This is a genomic window from Dolichospermum sp. DET69 (genome assembly GCA_017355425.1).
GTDB lineage: Bacteria > Cyanobacteriota > Cyanobacteriia > Cyanobacteriales > Nostocaceae > Dolichospermum.
The window spans coordinates 3,207,323-3,226,263 of the sequence record CP070233.1 but is presented as its reverse complement, the minus strand read 5'-3'; the positions used below and the strand labels follow the sequence as shown (position 1 = coordinate 3,226,263).

15 protein-coding genes are annotated in these 18,941 nt (G+C 36.5%); 3 read left to right on the top strand and 12 right to left on the bottom strand.

From position 1 onward, the window contains the following. Positions 1–697 precede the first annotated feature (697 nt). The 5 genes from EZY12_14770 to EZY12_14750 all read right to left on the bottom strand — a co-directional run bounded on the left by EZY12_14770 (position 698) and on the right by EZY12_14750 (position 6,929). On the bottom strand, positions 698–1,801 hold the full coding sequence (locus EZY12_14770) for a saccharopine dehydrogenase NADP-binding domain-containing protein (protein QSX66106.1): 1,104 nt from the start codon (positions 1,799–1,801) through the stop codon (positions 698–700). 270 nt (positions 1,802–2,071) lie between these two features. After that, positions 2,072–2,893 carry a class I SAM-dependent methyltransferase gene (locus EZY12_14765; GenBank protein ID QSX66105.1) on the bottom strand — a complete coding sequence of 274 codons (822 nt, stop codon included), beginning with the start codon at positions 2,891–2,893 and terminating at the stop codon, positions 2,072–2,074. Positions 2,894–3,226: 333 nt separating this feature from the next. Further along, complete coding sequence (locus EZY12_14760) at positions 3,227–4,477, bottom strand: ABC transporter ATP-binding protein (protein ID QSX66104.1); 1,251 nt, start codon at positions 4,475–4,477, stop codon at positions 3,227–3,229. 101 nt (positions 4,478–4,578) lie between these two features. Continuing rightward, positions 4,579–5,736: a glycosyltransferase gene (locus tag EZY12_14755; protein ID QSX66103.1), complete on the bottom strand. Its 1,158-nt coding sequence runs from the start codon at positions 5,734–5,736 to the stop codon at positions 4,579–4,581. A gap of 23 nt (positions 5,737–5,759) precedes the next feature. After that, positions 5,760–6,929, bottom strand: a complete 1,170-nt coding sequence (locus EZY12_14750) for a glycosyltransferase family 4 protein (GenBank protein QSX66102.1) — start codon at positions 6,927–6,929, stop codon at positions 5,760–5,762. Between the two features lie 802 nt (positions 6,930–7,731). On the opposite strand from EZY12_14750, the gene EZY12_14745 reads away from it, so the two are divergent. Further along, entirely contained in the window at positions 7,732–9,966 is a 2,235-nt protein-coding gene (locus tag EZY12_14745) for a hypothetical protein (GenBank protein QSX66101.1), read from the top strand. 145 nt (positions 9,967–10,111) lie between these two features. On the opposite strand, the gene EZY12_14740 is transcribed toward EZY12_14745, so the two are convergent. The 5 genes from EZY12_14740 to EZY12_14720 form a co-directional block, all read right to left on the bottom strand. After that, on the bottom strand, positions 10,112–10,447 hold the full coding sequence (locus EZY12_14740; GenBank protein ID QSX66100.1) for a XisI protein: 336 nt from the start codon (positions 10,445–10,447) through the stop codon (positions 10,112–10,114). After that, complete coding sequence (locus tag EZY12_14735; protein ID QSX66099.1) at positions 10,440–10,853, bottom strand: hypothetical protein; 414 nt, start codon at positions 10,851–10,853, stop codon at positions 10,440–10,442. Before EZY12_14735 ends, EZY12_14740 begins: the two co-directional genes overlap by 8 nt. Positions 10,854–10,868: 15 nt before the next feature. Next, a complete protein-coding gene (locus EZY12_14730; GenBank protein QSX66098.1) occupies positions 10,869–11,270 on the bottom strand; it encodes a hypothetical protein in 402 nt (133 codons plus the stop codon). A 343-nt stretch (positions 11,271–11,613) separates the two neighbouring features. Then, on the bottom strand, positions 11,614–12,384 hold the full coding sequence (locus EZY12_14725; GenBank protein ID QSX66097.1) for a lecithin retinol acyltransferase family protein: 771 nt from the start codon (positions 12,382–12,384) through the stop codon (positions 11,614–11,616). 283 nt (positions 12,385–12,667) lie between these two features. Continuing rightward, the gene (locus EZY12_14720; protein ID QSX66096.1) at positions 12,668–13,876 is read right to left on the bottom strand and encodes a transposase; all 1,209 of its coding nucleotides are present in this window, start codon (positions 13,874–13,876) and stop codon (positions 12,668–12,670) included. Positions 13,877–14,050: 174 nt separating this feature from the next. Here EZY12_14720 and EZY12_14715 point away from each other — a divergent pair, with 174 nt between their 5' ends. Next, entirely contained in the window at positions 14,051–15,250 is a 1,200-nt protein-coding gene (locus tag EZY12_14715) for a Coenzyme F420 hydrogenase/dehydrogenase, beta subunit C-terminal domain (protein QSX66095.1), read from the top strand. Positions 15,251–15,587: 337 nt separating this feature from the next. Next, the gene (locus tag EZY12_14710; GenBank protein QSX66094.1) at positions 15,588–16,205 is read left to right on the top strand and encodes a Uma2 family endonuclease; all 618 of its coding nucleotides are present in this window, start codon (positions 15,588–15,590) and stop codon (positions 16,203–16,205) included. Positions 16,206–16,237: 32 nt separating this feature from the next. Here EZY12_14710 and EZY12_14705 read toward each other — a convergent pair whose 3' ends face one another. After that, on the bottom strand, positions 16,238–16,804 hold the full coding sequence (locus tag EZY12_14705) for a Uma2 family endonuclease (protein QSX66093.1): 567 nt from the start codon (positions 16,802–16,804) through the stop codon (positions 16,238–16,240). 124 nt (positions 16,805–16,928) lie between these two features. Then, the gene (locus EZY12_14700; GenBank protein ID QSX66092.1) at positions 16,929–18,623 is read right to left on the bottom strand and encodes an ABC-F family ATP-binding cassette domain-containing protein; all 1,695 of its coding nucleotides are present in this window, start codon (positions 18,621–18,623) and stop codon (positions 16,929–16,931) included. Positions 18,624–18,941 lie beyond the last annotated feature (318 nt).

Genomic DNA, 18,941 nt, shown 5'->3' with positions numbered 1-18,941 from the left:
TTGTCTTTGTGTTATGATGACGTTGTGAGTAAGAATTATTGTCTACGTGTTGAAGCATCCTAGTATCGGAGAAATCCCGGCTCCCATGAAACAACGGTTAGGTTTAAGTCCTAATGACAGTATTGACTTGAAAGAGCAAATAAAGGCAGGTTGCGGAGCGTACCGTGTCTTGGCTTAGTGATAGATTCACAAAAACATTAGAAACGATAAAAGTAGCTAGAAACCTAAGCTGGACTTAGAGTGACTAAGTAGACGACGTTTGACGGTCGTAACGAGGATTAGACTTTGGGTAATATCCTTAATCTAATTCTGTCAGTAGAATCTCAGTGTCTTTAGACCTGAGAGTGTCAAATTCCTCAAAATGTAGAGATGTTTATTAAAAACGTCTCTACTATCTTTGTCTGCATAAGCTAATTAGCATTTAAGTTGCATAAGCTAATTAGCATTTAAGTTGCATAAGCTAATCAGCATTTAAGTTGCATAAGCTAATCAGCATTTAAGTTGCATAAGCTAATCAGCATTTAGGTTGCATAAGCTAATCAGCATTTAGGTTGCATAAGCTAATCAGCATTTAAGTTGCATAAGCTGGGCGGGCAAGATGCCCACCCCACAAGAGTTATGTTTAATTCGATGATGTAAATTAGATGTTTTTTAGCTTATAACTGTTCCTACCCCCTGTAATCAGATTTATAAATTTTTAAAGGAATCTGAGAAAAGAATTAATTTCAATTTCTCGTTCTTGCATATTTTGTTTAAATAAATCCGTCCGTAATACTGCTTCTACGGGTAAAACTCCAGGATGTTTGAGTTTATCTTCTAGTAATAATTTAGCAATACTACCAACGCCTAAACCAGCCGCTATCGCTGTATTTTCATGGATTAAAGTTGCACAATAAACTGCTGTTTGATTATTAATCTTTCCTGTTATTTCTACTCTAACTACTACCCCAACTCCAGTAAATATATTTGTAATTTCTGTCATTCTGTAACTAATAAGAGATAAAAATTCAATCATCTTATTTTTCTGCATTAATATTTTAGGAAAAATATTGGCTGCTATCCAAGTCAAATGATTATAAAAATCGGGAACTGAGCCAAATTTGGTAATTACTGTTTTCACCAATGGGAAAGAAGTTGGAATTGTGAAGGTTTCTGGGATATCAAACCAGTAAACTCCTTTACTACAATATGGAGAGGGAAAGTCAATATTTTCTCTTTCTGTATAAGGTTTAATTGTCTGCCATTTACCATTTATCCAAGCTTCAAAAGGGTGTTCTAGTCCTAAAAAAGTTGTTCGCATGACGGTAATTCCTGCACCACCAGAACCAGAAACTAAATAACTTAAATGTATTTTTTCCGGTAAGTCAAATTTTTCGACTCCTTGACGAACTAAACTATTAGAGATACCGGGGAAAATCCCCGCATTAATGATTGCAGTTACTCCAGCATTAACGGCTTGAGTATGCAATTTCATGGCTTTTTGTGTGTAGGAACGGTGGTCACTCACATCAATATAATTTACACCTTCATTAATACAAATTTCTATAATTTGAGTATCTCGATAGTGAAAAGGTCCTGCACAATGAATGACTAAATCAGATTTAGATATGGCTTTCTTGAGGTTGTCAATATCAGCTAAATCTAATACTAAAAAATGTCCTCTTTCTCCCCAAGAAAAATTCTCTATCTGTGGGGAACGTCCAGTAATAGTAATTTCTGCTTGGGTATATTTGAATAAATCCTCAGCAACGCTACTGCCGATTCTTCCTCTACCTCCCAGAATTAAAACATGATTTTTCATGATTTTCCTCAAAAAATTTGATTTAAAATTTATCTAAGAGGATGTTTTAAAAGTCTCTCATGGTGTATCAAATATTTTCAGATCCCCCTAAATCCCCCTTAAAAAGGGGGACTTTGAAGAATTTAGCCCCCCTTTTTAAGGGGGGTTGGGGGGATCTAAACGTTGTGGGGCAACTCTAGAAGACTTGTGTGTACACCGTAGCCTTTTTAAGGGGGTTAGGGGGGATCAGTAAGTACCTAAAATCACCACTCAAAACTTCTCAAACAACCTCTAAGATTTTTTAGCAACTTGAAAAGCTGATATATAGGTAATTTGAATATTACCTCCATAGTTATTTTCTATCTTCTTTCGTAATTCTGTAAATAAACAATTTCTAGTTTCTATATCTAATTTTAAGTAAGGTGTGTAGGTACTTAAAAGTAGTAAAAAATCATGAATATCATAATTAACTTTACAGACAACTTTTTCGGAAACTAAATTTTGAAATTTACCTGAGTCAATAGCTTTTTGTCCTAAAGCTTGAACTATCTCTTTTTGGGTTTCTATATCTTCATATCTATCTAATGATGGTGCATACTTTTGATAAACTTCCTGAAAACTTTGATATACTTCATATTCTGGTTGGGGTGTCATATTCCAAAGTAAAATCAAAGCACCATCATTTTTTAAAGATTGAGCAATTTTGAGATTACCAAATTCAGGATTAATCCAATGGAAAGAGGTTGCAGCTAAAACAGCATCAAATTTCCCAGGTTCTATTTCCCATTCTTCAAAGGTAGTTTGCTGAATTTTTATCTGTGGATAAATTGCACAATTTTTTCTAGCTAAATTACAAGCAGCTAAACTTGGTTCTAGACAAATCATAGAAAAACCTAATTGAGCAAATGCTAAAGTTGCATTTCCCGGACCACAACCTAATTCTAAAATCTGAGCATTGCTATCAAGTTGAGCTACTTCTACAGCACCCTTAATAATTTCTTGTGGATAGCGAGGTCTGAGTTTATTATAAGCTTCTGCTACCTGGGAATACCAGTTTTTTCTAGTTTCTAAATCTTGAGCATATAAGTTTTTCAGTATTTCCATTTCTTTCATAAATTATCCTTAATTTAAAAAATTGAGATTTAGATTCCCATAGTTGATTTTTTGCCATAAAATAGTAGTGCGTAGATGTAAGTAAAATTGTTGAGTTTAAAAATATGGAATCCCCTTGGCAACAACTGAAAAAGGGAGAAATTGATTGTCAGTAAGCACTCAGCCTTTTAATAAATGAGATAGGTACAGTTAATATAGATTTATTAAATCCTGAAGTTAGTGTAAAGCCCTTCGGTCATAGCTGCGCTAGAACGACAGCATAACGCACCAAAATCTTGATAAGGGTGCGTTATAAACTTCGTTCTAATACATCCTACAAATATTATAAATTAGTTATTTAGGAAATATTGCTAACTCAGTTTTGGGATCAAAAAAATGCAGTTTATCAGGCACAAATGATAACCAAAGTTGCTCATCTATCTTGATAAATCTATCTGGGGGAACTCTGACCTGCAAAGGTTGTCCGTCTACATTTTGTAGGTCTGGATCAGCAATTTTCACAGAAAGAAAACTGTCATTTCCTAAATTTTCTACTAAATCTACTTTGACTGGTAGATTTTTAGTAGCAGGTACACCCAAACTTAGGTGTTCTGGACGAATACCCAACATTAAAGTTTGTCCGTCGTATTGTTGTAACGCACTTCCCCAAATATCTGGGAGGGTAAAACGAAAATTAGGATGCGTTATTAATAAAGGTGCGTGAAACTCCACCGGGATAAAATTCATGGGTGGAGAACCGATAAATTCGGCAACAAAGCGGTTTGCAGGACGGTTATATAATTCTAAAGGTGCTGCAACTTGCTGAATTTTACCCTCTGACATGATAGCAATGCGATCGCCCATTGTCATCGCTTCCGTTTGATCATGGGTAACATAAATCGTCGTTGTTCCCAACTGATGTTGCAATTTAACAATTTGGCTACGGGTTTCAGCCCGTAACTTAGCATCTAAATTAGATAATGGTTCATCCATTAAGAATACTTGGGGATTACGAGCGATCGCTCTTCCTAATGCTACCCGTTGTCTTTGTCCCCCGGAAAGTTGTTTGGGTAACCGATTTAACAAAGTTTCAATTTGCAACAAACCCGCAACTTTTTGGACTCGTTCATCAACAATTCTTTCTTTTGGAGAAATATACCGCAATCCACCGGGTAACTTTTTTGTCAATCCCACCAGTATATCTTCGCCCCATTGCATTAGTCTTTTTTTGCCAAATTCCGCATCGGGAAACTGACGACGTAAGCCAAAAGCGATGTTGTCATATACAGTCATGTGGGGGTAGAGAGCATAATTTTGAAACACCATAGCGATGTCTCTAGCTTTAGGTGGTAAGTCATTAATCAGGCAATCTCCTACCGAAATATTACCACCAGTCATCACCTCTAACCCAGCGATTAACCTGAGTAAGGTACTTTTACCACAACCTGATGGTCCCACCAGCACCATAAATTCACCATCAGCAATGGTTAAATTAATCCGTCGCAAGACACTTACACCCTCTATCCCATCCTGCTGCGTTTTTGCCCCTTCCCCGCTGCGGGAAGTAAAACTTTTATAAACGTTTTCTAATACAACTTGTGCCACAAGAATTCACTTTAAAATTTATTAATTTGTAGAGGCGGAATTTTTCCAGCCATACAATACATATTATACATTGTTTCCCAAAGACCAGATCCCCGACTTCTTCAAGAAGTCGGGGATCTTAAAACTATTGATTTTAGTAATTCTTGAATTTGCTGATTAATAATCTTGACATCAAAACGTTGACTAGCAATAATTTTCGCATTATTGGCAATATTCGCAGTTTTTACAGATTCTTGGCGACAATTATTAATCACCCGTGCTAACTCTTGAGGTTTTCCAGGTGTGACTAAAAAACCATTAATCCCATCTTGCACCAATTCTATTGCACCACCAGCTTGAGCCGCAACCACAGGTTTACCGCACAGCATAGCTTCAATAATAACCCTGCCAAAAGGTTCAGGTGCAGTGGAAGTATGGGCGACCAAATCACAAACTGCCATTAATTGCGGAATATCCGCGCGAAAGCCTAAAAATTTGACTCGATTTTCTAGCCCTAATGCAATTACTTTTTCATGTAGATCTTGAACATATTCTTGTTCACCAAATAAAGCATCACCTACCAAAATTACTACCACATCTTGCGGACATTGGCCAAGAGCTTCAATCAAAATATGCTGTCCTTTCCAAGGAGAAAGCCGGCTAAAATGTCCAACAACGAATTTACCTTCTAATTCTAAATTATCTCTTAAATTTCTCACTGCTAATTCATCAACTTCATATTTTTTTGCAGCAAAACCATTATAAACAACCTGGACTAGATCCGGTTTTCCTCCAGCTTGTAAAAATGCCACTTTACTAGCTTGAGAATTAGCAATTACTAAAGTAGCACAACGGTTAATTAAATTAACAGCAACCCGCAAATTAGTTTTACTAAAATGTTCTAGTGAAAGAATATCATGTAAATGATAAACCAAAGGACGACGAGCTAAAAAACTAGCTATTGCCCCCACAACTAAAGCTTTTTGAGTATTGGCATAGATTAAATCATATTTTTTTGCCCGTTGAACTACCTGATTAATTAAAGGTATAATTTGTCCTAAACTGCCTAATGCTTGAAATAAACCACTTTGTTTACTAACTTTAATAGCTTGAGTTGTCAAAACCTCCACAGGGATTTGATTTTCTGCCAGTAACTTCCGAAAATCACCATCTGCGAATAAACCAACCAGGGCATTTTCACCATAAGGTTTAGCAATATCCACTAAACACAATTCAGCCCCACCAGGTTTACCACTTTGATCTAAAAATAGAATTTTCATATCATCTCTATAGTAATATCAATTTAAGTTAAGAGAACTTGCCGAACTTGTTGAGCAATATTCGTCCAATCATAATTTTTAATTGTGTAATTTCGACATTCTTCCCTAGAAGGTAAAGGCAGTTTTCCTAACATAACTTGTGCTAATTTATCAGCAATGCTTTCTAGAGTAATTGTCTCAGTAATTAAATCTGGAGAAAATTTCTGTAAAATTTCTGGCATTCCCCCCACAGGTGTACATAAAACAGGAGTCCCACAGGCTAAAGATTCCAGAATAGCTAATCCAAACCCTTCAAAAGATTGACTCGGCATTACAGTTAAATCAGCCGCTTGATAAGCCACTGGTAAATCATTTTCCGGTAAAAAACCTAAAAATTGCACATTATTTTCTAAACCTAATTCTCTAGCTTGTTGTTGAAGTAAAGCTTGAATATGACCACGACCAGCTATAGCTAACCAAATATCAGGAATTCCCGTTTTAATCATTGCTATAGCTTGTAATAGCTTATCAATTCCCATCCGATGAACTAAGCGCCGGGAAGTAAATAATATTGGCCGATTAGTTGGCCAACCTAGTTTGATTCTGGCCTCTTGACGGGATAAATTATTCTGAAAATGATTAATATCAACGCCACCAGGAATGATGTGAATTTTTTGCCAGGGAATTTGATATTTTTGATGTAAAATCTGACCAAAAGCTTTACTCAGAACAATAAAGCGATCACAGCGATTGTAAGTGCTTTGTTCTATTAGTTTTTCCTTTAACCAAACACTAAATTTTTTATTAACTACCTCTTCCTGACTTTCCGAAGCCCAGGGACCATGAAAGTTAAAAGTAACAGGTATTCCTTTGGGCAAAATATCTAAAATTGGAAAACTATATAATGCAAAATGGAGATTAATTGCATCAGGTTTACCTAACCTTGTTTTCTTAAAATTATTACGAATTGACCAGAGCCGAGAACTAATTTTACTATCTGGATCAGCTAAATTAGTCAACTTAATTTGTGTATTTTCAGCATCTACTGGTAAACCCACTCCACATAATTCTACTTGATCTTGAGACGCTGCTAATTTATGAGTTAGCTCATAAATATACCGTTCCAATCCTCCAGGATTTTTAGGAAACCAACCTGTACCCAAAGTTAGAATAGATGCCGATGCTGAATTTAATTTTATATCTTTACCTTCCACTTACTTCTCTCCCCCTTGATAGATAAATTGACATTAGTTATTTTGATTTATTGTGCCTATGCCAAGGTAATTTATTTTCAGCATGATCTTTTAATACGATGCCCAGAATCGAAACCAGTTTAAATATAAAAATTATTCTATTTCCACAAAAAAAATATATCAAAAAAATATATTCACATAACTAATCTTAGATATAGGACTAATATTTGATTTGTGATAGCTTGCCTAGCGTAGCCATAATATTCTGTAGGGTGGGCAATGCCCGGCAAAACCAGAATATTATCATCAATGCCAACAATACTTAAAATTTTGCAAATATCATTGATGATTTTCATACTTGTAAAAATATCAACAGTATTTGTAGAATATGTGATTACGAAGTTTATAACCCACTATTTTCAGAATTTTTCGGTAAATAAGAAATATGGAAAATGATAAATTCTATACTAGACATCAAGATATACGAATTCAAATTGATGTCATCAATACAAAATAATAGTTAATAAAAAGAGAATTGCTATATTACTAAATAAGTACAAACCATTACTTTGGCTCATTCAGAAAAAGTAACAATTGTATCCAGAAAATAGAATTATTACCCACATTAAGTATAATTTATTTATTCACCAAGTATATTTTATTGATAAAGTTTTGATGAAATAAGATGCCGAATAGAATTTCTTTGTTAGTTTATGAATAAGAATTTGAATACTAATTCCACAGAGTTAAATTAGAAATTCAAAAAGTTGGTGCAGTATACTTTTTGTGGACAATTTAATAGTTAGTTAATGCAACCATGTTCATGAACAACAAATTATTTATGCAGATTAGTAAAGCTTGCTACAAACTTTATCAATTTCTTCATAGTTTATTTCAGAGTAGATATTGGCAAAAAAAAATAGTCTTCAATATTTTACTTGGTCTAAGCTGTGGATTAATCGTGACATTTGCCGGAATGACAATGGATTTAGCCACAACTAAAAAATCCAAAGCAGTGAAAAGTTCGGAAACTACATATATTACTTCTTGGTTAGGAAATACCATTGGTAATGGTAAATTGCGAGTACAAAATAATATAGAGGGAATGTATGTTAAAGATGATGGGACAATATATACAAATAGTGCTTGGGATGAAGCCGGTAGCGAAGCAGGCATATATAAAGATGGTAAACCAATTTTTATCCTCCAAGATACACATGGTTGGAATCGTTTAGGTGGTAAAGCGATAACAGTAAATAGCAAATATATTTACTTAACAATGATTCAAGGAGGAATGAATCAAACCAAAGAAGAGTATCCACCCGAAGGGCAAACTTGGTACTGTGTCAGACGTTATGACTTAACAGGAAAACCTGCACCTTTTGAGAAAGGAAATGGCTGGGATAAAAGTATGTTAATTACCAGCAAAAGCAAGGAAGTGACAGGAATAGCAACGATAGATACTAATCTATTTGTTAGCAATGCTGAGGAAAATATAGTTCGGGTTTATAACACCGAAACGATGGCAGAAATCAATAAATTTACAGTTAATAACCCCGGAAAAATCACCATTGATAAAAAAGGTAACTTGTGGATTATTCAAAATCAGCAAGGTACTAAATCTGGAAAAATTGTCAATTATTCACAAGCAGGAAAAAAATTACCCCCAGAAATTCTAGATATTGATAAACCATCAGCATTAGCTATTGATAATCTTGGTAGGCTGTTAGTAGCAGAAAATGGTATTAATCAACAAATAGTAATTTATAATATCAATAATCAGCCAGTTCGTGTAGATACTTTTGGTGATAAAAATGGTATTTTGGGTGGTGTACCTGGAGAAGTAAAAACATCAAAACTCTATGGCATTACAGGAGTTGGTACAGATGCTGAAGGTAATCTTTATGTCAATAATAATGGCTTTAATAAATCAGGAACAGATTTGAGAAAATTTTCTCCATCAGGCAAAATACAATGGCAATTACTAGGATTAATATTTGTAGATAATGCAGATACTGATCCACAAACAGATGGTGTGAATGTATTCACCAAACAAGAACAATATGTGATGGACTATAGTAAACCGGCTGGTAAAGAGTGGACCTATAAAGCCTACACAGTCAATCCCTTTAAATATGCTCAAGATCCACGGCTACATACATCACCAGATGGAACTTTTGTCCGCCGTATTCAAGGAAAACCTTTTTTATTCCTGACAGATATGTACAATAGCTTTTTGCAAATTTATCGGTTTCAACCAAAAACAGATGGTAAAATTGCAATTCCTGCCGGGATGTTTGTGGGTAGTAATGATCAGGGAAAACAATCTATTAGTGGAAATTGGCCACCCTATCAACCCGTAAAAGGAGAATGGATTTGGCGTGATAGTAATGGCAATGGCGCATTTGAAAAAAATGAATATGATAGCAGTCAAGACTATCCATATATAGGGGGTTGGTGGGTAGATAGCAAAGGTGATGTTTGGAAAACTTTGCGAACAGAAGATGGCATTCGTCATTATCCTTTACAGGGAATAGATGCTAAAGGAAACCCCATCTATACCCATTCTTCGATGCAAAAGCTCAAGACTCCTAGCACCTTTAAAGACTTGCGAAGAATTGAGTATTTTCCCGAAACAGATACTATGTATTTGTCAGGTTTTACCATTGAACATCCTGCATTTGCTGATGATGCTAAAGTCATAGGATCAGAAATTGCCCGCTTTGATAATTGGAGTAAAGGAAATCGTACCCCTAAATGGCGAACTGTTGTTCCCTACGACACTACAGGTAAGGGAAAAATTGCCACCGCAGCCATGAGTATAGCTGGTGATTATGTATTTGCAGTAGGTGTAAAAACCGCAGAAGTATATGTTTACAAAACTGCAACGGGAGAACTCGTGAAAAAGATGACTCCAGGTGCAGAAGTTGGCAAAGAAAGTGGCTGGGTTGATATTCCCTATGGTATCCGTGCTTTCCGTCGTGCTAATGATAAATATCTCGTATTTGTCGAAGAAAATTGGCAAGGAAAGGTGCTTATCTATCAATTCCCTGTTTGATCTATAGCAGGTTTAAATAATTTGTTAACTCAGCAATTCCCGATTTATTTAATAAGTTGGGAATCTGAGTTTTTATATTTTTATAAATTAATTTTTGTCTCACGCTCCAGGCGCTCCAGTCACAGAGAGAATGTTTAATACTGAATTAAGAAGCAGCATATTGAGAATATTCTCTAAGTGAAGGATAATGAAAACCAATAACAATTTCTTGTTTAGAGATTCCCCTTTCTTCTAATTCATCACCAACATCAATATCTGTATTATTTTCCTGAAGCCAGATTTTTCCATCTTTGATATCAAAGTGAAATATACAGGAATGAATTCGCCGTTTTTTATCCCAACCAGTTCGCAGTAAAAGATAATGATCATTTTCAGTATCAAAGATCAATTGAGTTTCCATATTTTGATCTTGTGAACCGTAACTAGCGTATTGAGTCAGAAATTCTCGCAAACATTGACGATAGTAATTTAGTTTATCCATAATTTTCAATTAAATCCTTATTTTCCAGAGGAAAAACTGCATCGGAAAAATCAATAGTTTCGCCAGCTATGGGTAAATATTCATCATTGAGATATTCACAAAATATAATTTCTACAACATCCAAATTATCATTTTCAGAAATTATAGCTTGATAAATAAAACCATCTTCTGATTTTTTAAAAGCATCATATAAATCAATATTACCAGAACGAATATTTTTTAATCTGCTTTTCGACATGGGAGAATAAAGCCAAGTTTTATGATTTGGTGTTTCATCTATCCAAACAGCTAAAAAAATCTGTCCTGAAGCATTTTGACAGCTAAATAAACAGGGAAAATCATAATATTCATAGATTTCAATAATTTCTAGGTTTACTAGCGGTGGGTATTGTGGTAGTAATTTCATAGATAAACCTCATGTTTAGTCAGGAGAAGTAATATTAACAATTTCAAAATTTTTCCAAGGTTCTTGATTAGCTGGAAACCACCAAGTATGATGATCATTACCTGTTTTTCTGGAAGGTGTGTTTAACATTACTCCTAAATCAGAATTTCCATATCCTAATGCTACTTGTTTTTTGCGAAGTGCAGGAATTTTATTACGAGCATTACAAACTCCTGCTGCTGAGGTAAAAACTGAGAGTCCACAAGTTTGACATTCTGTGATGTTTTTAGGACAAGGTTGATCTATATTTTGTTCACGCCATGATCTACAATCATCAGATGTAGGAGGGTTATTATCTACCAGACGGTAAATAGTTCCTGAAATTGGTTGAGCAGCTTCAGGAGGGCAATTTTCAGGAAAATACTGAGGCCATTTCATGTTGTTTCTGTTATTTTAATACATTTTTTAAATGATATCACCACCGCCAAGAAAATAAATTTCTTGGCTCATGGCAAAATTCAGCTAAAACTTAATGAAGATTGATATTTATTGAGTCTGTTTTAACAGACTTTTGCTATGAGACTGATAATTAATTATCAGGCGGGTTTGTGAGATAATGAAAGATGTATTTAAACAGCAAAAAACCTTCGATAAATTAACCAAAGGCTAATTAATTTGAATATTTATTTCATCGTCTGTGTACCTTTAACATGATCTGCCTTTTTACTATTAGCTTGAGTTACTAAATAACCCTAAATAACAAATGCATTCTTGTGCTTTGCTATTTTTGACTATCTTTAAATAACTGATAACTACCAAGTGCAATTCCTATTCCTAAAACTGCTGGAGCAGCAGCACTGATAGCGATAGCCGCAGTACCACCTACGGCTGCTGCTGCAACTGTTCCAGCAATACCACCTGCTACTGAAGCCACTTGTCCTGCTTGTCTAGCTTTTTTTCTAGCCTCACGTTTATGGTGTGGCAAATGTTCATTATCTTCAAGGATTTTACCTACAATTAAATCAGTAACTACACCACTGACAAGACCTCCTGCTCCTGCAATACCAGCAGCGCCACGTCCGACTACTTTGGGTGCTTGCTTGAGTCCTACATTAACAAGAGCTTTTGAAATGGGATTTAAAGAACTCACTGCTGCTGTAGCTGCTGCTTTAGTTACTTCTTTTGCAGCAAAACCTACAAATGCTCCTGAGACTGCTTCTGCTCCTGCTGCTGCAATATGATTTACTTGCTCACTCTTGTGTTTCCCAGTTTTGCAATAGTAGGCAAAATGCTCACAGTTATTAGAAAAGAGATTGTAATTTCTCTCATATAGCCTTTGTTCAGCACGATGGACTACAAGATAGTCTGGGTCGCATTGTCCATATTCTTTGATCCGAATTTTTGTTCCCTTTGCAAATTCAGTTTTGGAAACTTTACAAACTTTACTTCCATCATAATGAATTACAGTACCATTTCCACAGTCAATACCATGATGTGTGATAGGTAAGCCATTAAAATAGAACGAAGCAAATATATGATCGCCTTCTGCCATGTTTTATACTTACTGTAAATTTATTTAATTATAATCGGAATTTATAATACTTAGAATAGTATGATTACTTAATAACAAAATAAAGTTACAACAAAATATTTGATAAATTAAATAAAAATACATAAATAAATTTTCATTGCATCACAAACTCCTACCTTTTGCGTCCCTCTCCGCGACTGGAGCGCCTCTGCGGGAAACAAAACTCTTATCCAACTTAAAACACCCACATCACAACCCCTAACGGTAAGGTAATAAAAGCGATATTTGATTGACACTCTCAGGTCTAAAGACACTGAGATTCTACATTCATCGTCAAAACTTGCTCAACCAGGCTTGCGCCAAGCAGAGTAGTGGTTTCGACTCCTGTAGCGTTACTTTGGGTCTGCCCGACCCTAGCTTGTTTTGCAAGATTGAGAATATTTATCGCTGCATTTGCATCTCTATGAAGATACGAACCACAACTACATTTATGTGTACGAGTTGATAGAGATTTTTTGACAATTACGCCACAACTAGAACACTTTTGAGAAGTGTAATGTGGCGGTACAGCTATAGCAATCTTGTCAAATTTAACAGCAAAATATTCTATCCATTGACGGAACAAATACCAACTAGCATCACTAATTGATTTTGCTAAACAATGATTTTTAACCATGTTTGAAACACGTAAATCTTCATAGGCTACTAGGTCTTTAGACCTGCACACGTTACGCGCTATTTTCTTAGCGTGTTCATTCCGTTGCCTACTTACTTTTAAATGTTTTTTGGCGTAAAGTTTTCTAGCTTTTTTTCTACAGTTAGAACCTTTAACTTTTTTGTAAATCCGTCTTTGAGAGTGCTTAATTGATTTTTCAGCCTTTCTCAAAAACTTAAGGTTAGGTTCGTGATGTCCATTAGAATCTGTATAAAATGACTCAATTCCTACATCTAAACCGATTTCCTCACCTGTTTTTGGTTGAATATATACTACATCAATGCCGATACAAAACTGTGCATAATACCCGTCAGCACGACGGATTAGACGCACTCGCTTAATATCTTTGAGATTATAAGATTGAATATCCCACTTACCCAAAAGTTTAAGTTCACCAATTCCTTTTTTATCAGTGAAAGTGATACGCCGCTTTGTTTTATGTAGCTTCCAGCCTGACGTTTTGTACTCAATTGAACGGCAATCTTTTTGAAATCTAGGAAACCCCTTCTTCCCAGATTTTTTGGATTTACAGTTGTCGTAAAACCTAGATATAGAGAACCATCCTCGCTCTGCGGCTGCTTGTACAGCCATTGAATTTAATTCGGCAACAAAAGAAAACTCTTCGCGTAGTAAAGTGGAATATTTGTTAAGAGCAAATCTATCAATTTTTGAATTACTCGGTGCATCCATCCAATACCTAATCGCTTTATTGCGAATAAATTGGGTAGTCCGAATAGCCTCATCTACTGCATCGTATTGATGTTGTTTACCTTTAACTTTATATTCTAAAACTATCACGAGGTTTCCTTGTTGCTTAACTTACCTATTTTCGACCTATTAATATAGTAACATAAAACTACCTGAACCAAAAAAGATTGAAGGCGAATAAATTCGCCCGTGTCGCTTATATCTCAGGTCTAAAGACACTGAGTTTTACGCTTACCGGATATCTCTATAAAACAAACAAAATAAATGACCTCCATAGACTCCAGCAAACACAAAAAAGCCAAAGCCCTCAAACCCGGAAGCGTGCGCCCCGCCAAAGAACTCTGTAGCGAATGCGGACTATGCGACACCTACTACATCCACTACGTCAAAGAAGCCTGCGCCTTCATTACCCAAAGAATAGACGAACTAGAAACCACCACCCATAACCGCCCCCGTAACCTCGAAGACGAAAACGAAGTATATTTTGGTGTGCATCAAGAAATGATGTCCGCACGCAAAACAGAACCCATAGAAGGCGCACAATGGACAGGAATAGTCAGCAGCATAGCCATAGAAATGCTGAATCGCGGCTTAGTTGAAGGCGTAGTTTGTGTCCAAAACAGCAAAGAAGACCGCTTTCAACCCATGCCCATCATCGCCCGCACACCCGAAGAAATACTAGCAGCCAAAGTTAATAAACCTACACTATCCCCTAACCTATCCGTATTAGAACAGATAGAACAATCAGGAATGAAACGGTTATTAGTGATTGGAGTAGGTTGTCAAATCCAAGCATTACGCGCAGTAGAAAAAAAACTCGGCTTAGAAAAACTCTATGTACTCGGCACACCATGCGTAGATAACGTTACCCGCGCCGGACTGCAAAAATTCCTAGAAACTACTAGCCGTTCCCCCCAAACCGTCGTTAGTTACGAATTTATGCAAGACTTCCGGGTACATTTTAAACATGAAGACGGTTCAGAAGAAACAGTCCCCTTCTTCGGCTTAAAAACCAACGTCCTTAAAGACATCTTCGCCCCTTCCTGTATGAGTTGCTTCGATTACGTCAACTCCTTAGCCGATATAGTAGTCGGGTATATGGGCGCACCCTATAAGTGGCAATGGATAGTAGTCAGAAATGATACAGGCAAAGAAATGCTCGACCTGGTAAAAGACCAAATAGAAACCCAGCCAGTCATGTCCCAAGGAAACCGGAAACCCGCAGTACAACAAAGCATACCAGCTTACGACCAAGCAGTTACATTACCAATGTGGGCGGCTAAACTCATGGGAGTAGTCATAGATAAAATTGGCCCCAAAGGACTGGAATATGCGAGATTTTCCATAGATTCTCACTTTGCGAGAAATTATTTATATGTAAAGCGAAATCATCCTGAGAAATTAGCAGCGCACGTACCGGAATTTGCGAAGCAGATAGTCGCGCAGTATAAGTTACCAGATTGATACTCTCACTGGCTTTAGCCAGTGAGATTCTGCGGATAGAGTAGACTTGGGTAAAACCCAAAGTCTAATTCTCGCTGTGTTCGTCAAACAACGCCTGGTTGAGTCGAGGGGGGACTATTATTTCTCACCCCTCTATTAGATTCGATGCCCATGTTGCCACGGGAGATATCCCCTTCAAAACATAGTGTGAGAGTTTCCCTTCACTACGCTTCTAGTTTAATGTTTCCAATCGCCAGAATAATTTGTTAACTTTAATCTAGGCAGGTGGGTTTTATTTGTGTAGATGCGGTTTTGAACTGCCAGAATAATCTTTATTTAATCAGCAAGAAACATGATAATGGTACAATCAGCCCTAAAACTAATCACAGTTAATGAATTTATTGCTCAGTATGGCGACAATAATCGCTATGAACTTATTGATGGGGAATTAATCGCGATGGAACCAACAGGACCTCATGAACAGGTATCATCTTTAATTGGGCGAAAACTGAATGTAGAAATTGATCATCAAGACTTACCATACTTTATCCCCCATCGGTGTTTGATCAAACTATTGGGAACAAACACAGTCTTTCGTCCCGATGTGATTGTATTAGACCAAACACAATTAATCAATGAACCATTATGGCAACAAGAACCTGTAATTACATTAGGAAAATCAATTAAACTAATTGCTGAAGTCGTGAGTACAAACTGGCAAAATGATTATGCTCGCAAAGTTGAAGATTACGCCCTATTAGCTGTTCCTGAATATTGGATTGTAGATTATTTAGGCATTGGTGGTAGAGAATATATTGGCAAAATCAAGCAGCCAACAGTGACAATTTGTCCATTAGTTGAAGACGAGTATCAAAAGCGATTGTTTCAAAACAATGATCCACTTGTTTCCTCAATCTTTCCTAACTTGCAATTAACAGCAAAACAAGTCTTTGCGTCCGCTTGTGCTGTAACCTAAATATTGGCAACAAATTGAGCAAATTTTTAGCTTTATACACTCAATATTTGTTGTACTGTTAAATCCAATTCAGTAAATGTCTGAGAAACAATTTTTTGATTATCTATAAATTCCACAACATTGTAAAATCCTTCATCTAATAATAATATAGAAACTTTAGCATTAATCGGATCTACAATCCAATATTCAGGGATTTCTCTAATCGCATATTCTGTCCGTTTTCGGCGATAATCAGTATTTATCGAACCTTCACTCACAATTTCTACTACTAATAATGGCGCAGTTTCTAAAACCGCAGGAGCATCAGGAGGATTTTGTCGCCATTCTTCACCCCTAATGACGGAAACGTCAGGAATACGGGATTTATTTAAAGTCGTTTTTACGCCTACTGTACCAGGCATTACTAACCAGTCTAAACCTAAACGTTGAATTTCTAAATAAAAAGCTATGTAAATTAAATTTATAATAGTAGCGTGTCGAAATACAGCCGGTGGCATTAATACTAATTCCCCATTAACTAATTCATATTTGTTATCTGTACCATCATTATAAGTTAGGTACTCTGCAAAAGTGAGCCGCTTTACAGTAGTTTGAATCATAGATTTTAGCTATATTTGGGGTTCATAACTCTTTTATACCAATCATATTTGATTTATGAAAATTAATTAAATAATTCGATTCAGAATTTAGATCCCCGACTTCTTGGAGAAGTCGGGGATCTTCTTATTTACCTTTTGCTCCAGCTTTTGCAGCTTTAGCGGCTTTTTTAGCAGACTTTTGTGCTTCCATTGCTGCTAACTCTGCTTGTTCTTTCTCTTCAGCTTTCTTATCGAGATAGTAGTGATAATCTCCTAAATAAACGCGGAATTCACCATCACGAATTTCAACGATTTTATTAGCTACTTGGGAGATAAAATAACGGTCATGGGAAACTACAAGGGCTGTACCGTCATAGTTTTGTAAAGCCTCTTCCATCATTTCCTTCGCCGGAATATCTAAGTGATTGGTAGGCTCATCTAAAATGATTAAATTCGCTGGAACTAAAAGCATTTTTGCCAAGGCTAACCGAGCTTTTTCACCTCCACTCAATGCCCCAACTTTCTTAAATACCATATCACCGGTAAATAAGAATCTTCCTAACAGTGTGCGGACTTCTTCGTTTGTCCAGTCGGGAACTTCATCATGGATAGTTTGCATGACGGTTTTATTTAAATCCAACGCTTCCGCTTGGTTTTGCTCAAAGTAACCAGGAATAACGTTGTGATCACCTAATTTAACAATCCCTTCTGTGGGTGGTTCAACACCCATCATAATTTTCAACAGTGTGGATTTACCCGCACCATTAGGACCGAGAAACGCAATTCTGTCTCCTCTTTCGACTAAAAGATTTGCCGATAAAAACAGAATTTTCTCCCCATAAACATGAGTTAAATCCTTAATTTCTACTACTTCTCTACCGCTACGAGTTGCATCAGGAAAACGGAAATGCAGGGTTCTCATTCCCCCTGTTGGTGCTTCGACGCGTTCGATTTTATCTAGTTGCTTTTCTCTACTTTTAGCCTGGGTACTGCGAGTAGCACTAGCACGGAATTTTTCTACAAACGCTTGTTGTTTTTCTAATTCTTTTTGTTGACGTTCGTAAGCGTTCAGTTGTGCATACTGATTTTCCGCTTTTTGTTGGAGGTAGGATGAGTAATTACCAAGGTAAGAACTGGAAACACCCCGTTCAGTTTCGACAATTTGGTTACAAAGACGATCTAAAAATTCCCGGTCATGGGAAACTATCACCATTGGGGTAATTAAACCTCTCAGGTAATTCTCTAGCCACTCAATGGTTTCTAAATCTAAGTGGTTTGTCGGTTCATCCAGCAGTAACAAGTCGGGTTTTTGCAGGAGAATTTTTCCTAAACTCATCCGCATTTGCCAACCACCAGAGAAGGCACTAACTAGGCGATCGCTATCTTCTAGCTGAAATCCCATCTCTGGTAATATCTTACCAATTCTGGAGTCTAAGTTGTATCCGTCCAAAGCTTCAAATTGACGCTGTAACCGATCTAACTGATGGATGAGTTCATCTAACTCGTCTGGATTAGCAGTTTCCATCTCATGAGGGATGTGAGCTAAAGCCTTCTGCACTTCGTTTGCTTCTTGAAAGACAGTCCAAAATTCTTCTCTGACTGTGCGAGTGGGGTCAACCTCAAACTCTTGGTTAAGATAAGCTATATGTAGGCTGGAGGGACGAACAATTTCTCCAGCGGTGGGTTCAATCTCCCCAGAGATAATTTTTAGTTGGGTGGATTTACCCGCACCGTTAACGCCAACCAAACCAATCCTATCTCCTGGTTTGACTTCCCAGTTGATATCTTTAAGAACTTCGCCTGTAGGATAAATTTTACTGATATGTTCTAATCGCAGCATGAAGTGTTTCGTGGGTAGGAAAAGGGGCAAAGCTAACGCCGTATACAATCTTAACAAAATTTAACGCCTTATGTACATTTTTTTGACTATGAACATAAATTTTTTCCTAACCCAGCCGTAACTAATAGCAGTTTTTCTGATATTTAGACCTGATACTGAAATTTATGGCTGGGGATTGTGGGTAATCATCAAAAATATAGGTGCATTTGCCGGAAAATCGTCACCAATATCCATGTTTTCGCTGGATTCTTTCAGCATTTACTACAGAAGTATTACACATTACAACTGAGATATTTTTCTAACCTCTTAGCTGTAGGA

What these genes read in the sequence shown, in the direction of transcription:
- EZY12_14770 (QSX66106.1), bottom strand. Translation starts at nt 1,801, where the DNA reads ATGAAAAATCATGTTTTAATTCTGGGAGGTAGAGGAAGAATCGGCAGT.
- EZY12_14765 (QSX66105.1), bottom strand. Translation starts at nt 2,893, where the DNA reads ATGAAAGAAATGGAAATACTGAAAAACTTATATGCTCAAGATTTAGAA.
- EZY12_14755 (QSX66103.1), bottom strand. Translation starts at nt 5,736, where the DNA reads ATGAAAATTCTATTTTTAGATCAAAGTGGTAAACCTGGTGGGGCTGAA.
- EZY12_14745 (QSX66101.1), top strand. Translation starts at nt 7,732, where the DNA reads ATGAACAACAAATTATTTATGCAGATTAGTAAAGCTTGCTACAAACTT.
- EZY12_14740 (QSX66100.1), bottom strand. Translation starts at nt 10,447, where the DNA reads ATGGATAAACTAAATTACTATCGTCAATGTTTGCGAGAATTTCTGACT.
- EZY12_14735 (QSX66099.1), bottom strand. Translation starts at nt 10,853, where the DNA reads ATGAAATTACTACCACAATACCCACCGCTAGTAAACCTAGAAATTATT.
- EZY12_14730 (QSX66098.1), bottom strand. Translation starts at nt 11,270, where the DNA reads ATGAAATGGCCTCAGTATTTTCCTGAAAATTGCCCTCCTGAAGCTGCT.
- EZY12_14725 (QSX66097.1), bottom strand. Translation starts at nt 12,384, where the DNA reads ATGGCAGAAGGCGATCATATATTTGCTTCGTTCTATTTTAATGGCTTA.
- EZY12_14715 (QSX66095.1), top strand. Translation starts at nt 14,051, where the DNA reads ATGACCTCCATAGACTCCAGCAAACACAAAAAAGCCAAAGCCCTCAAA.
- EZY12_14710 (QSX66094.1), top strand. Translation starts at nt 15,588, where the DNA reads ATGGTACAATCAGCCCTAAAACTAATCACAGTTAATGAATTTATTGCT.
- EZY12_14705 (QSX66093.1), bottom strand. Translation starts at nt 16,804, where the DNA reads ATGATTCAAACTACTGTAAAGCGGCTCACTTTTGCAGAGTACCTAACT.
- EZY12_14700 (QSX66092.1), bottom strand. Translation starts at nt 18,623, where the DNA reads ATGCTGCGATTAGAACATATCAGTAAAATTTATCCTACAGGCGAAGTT.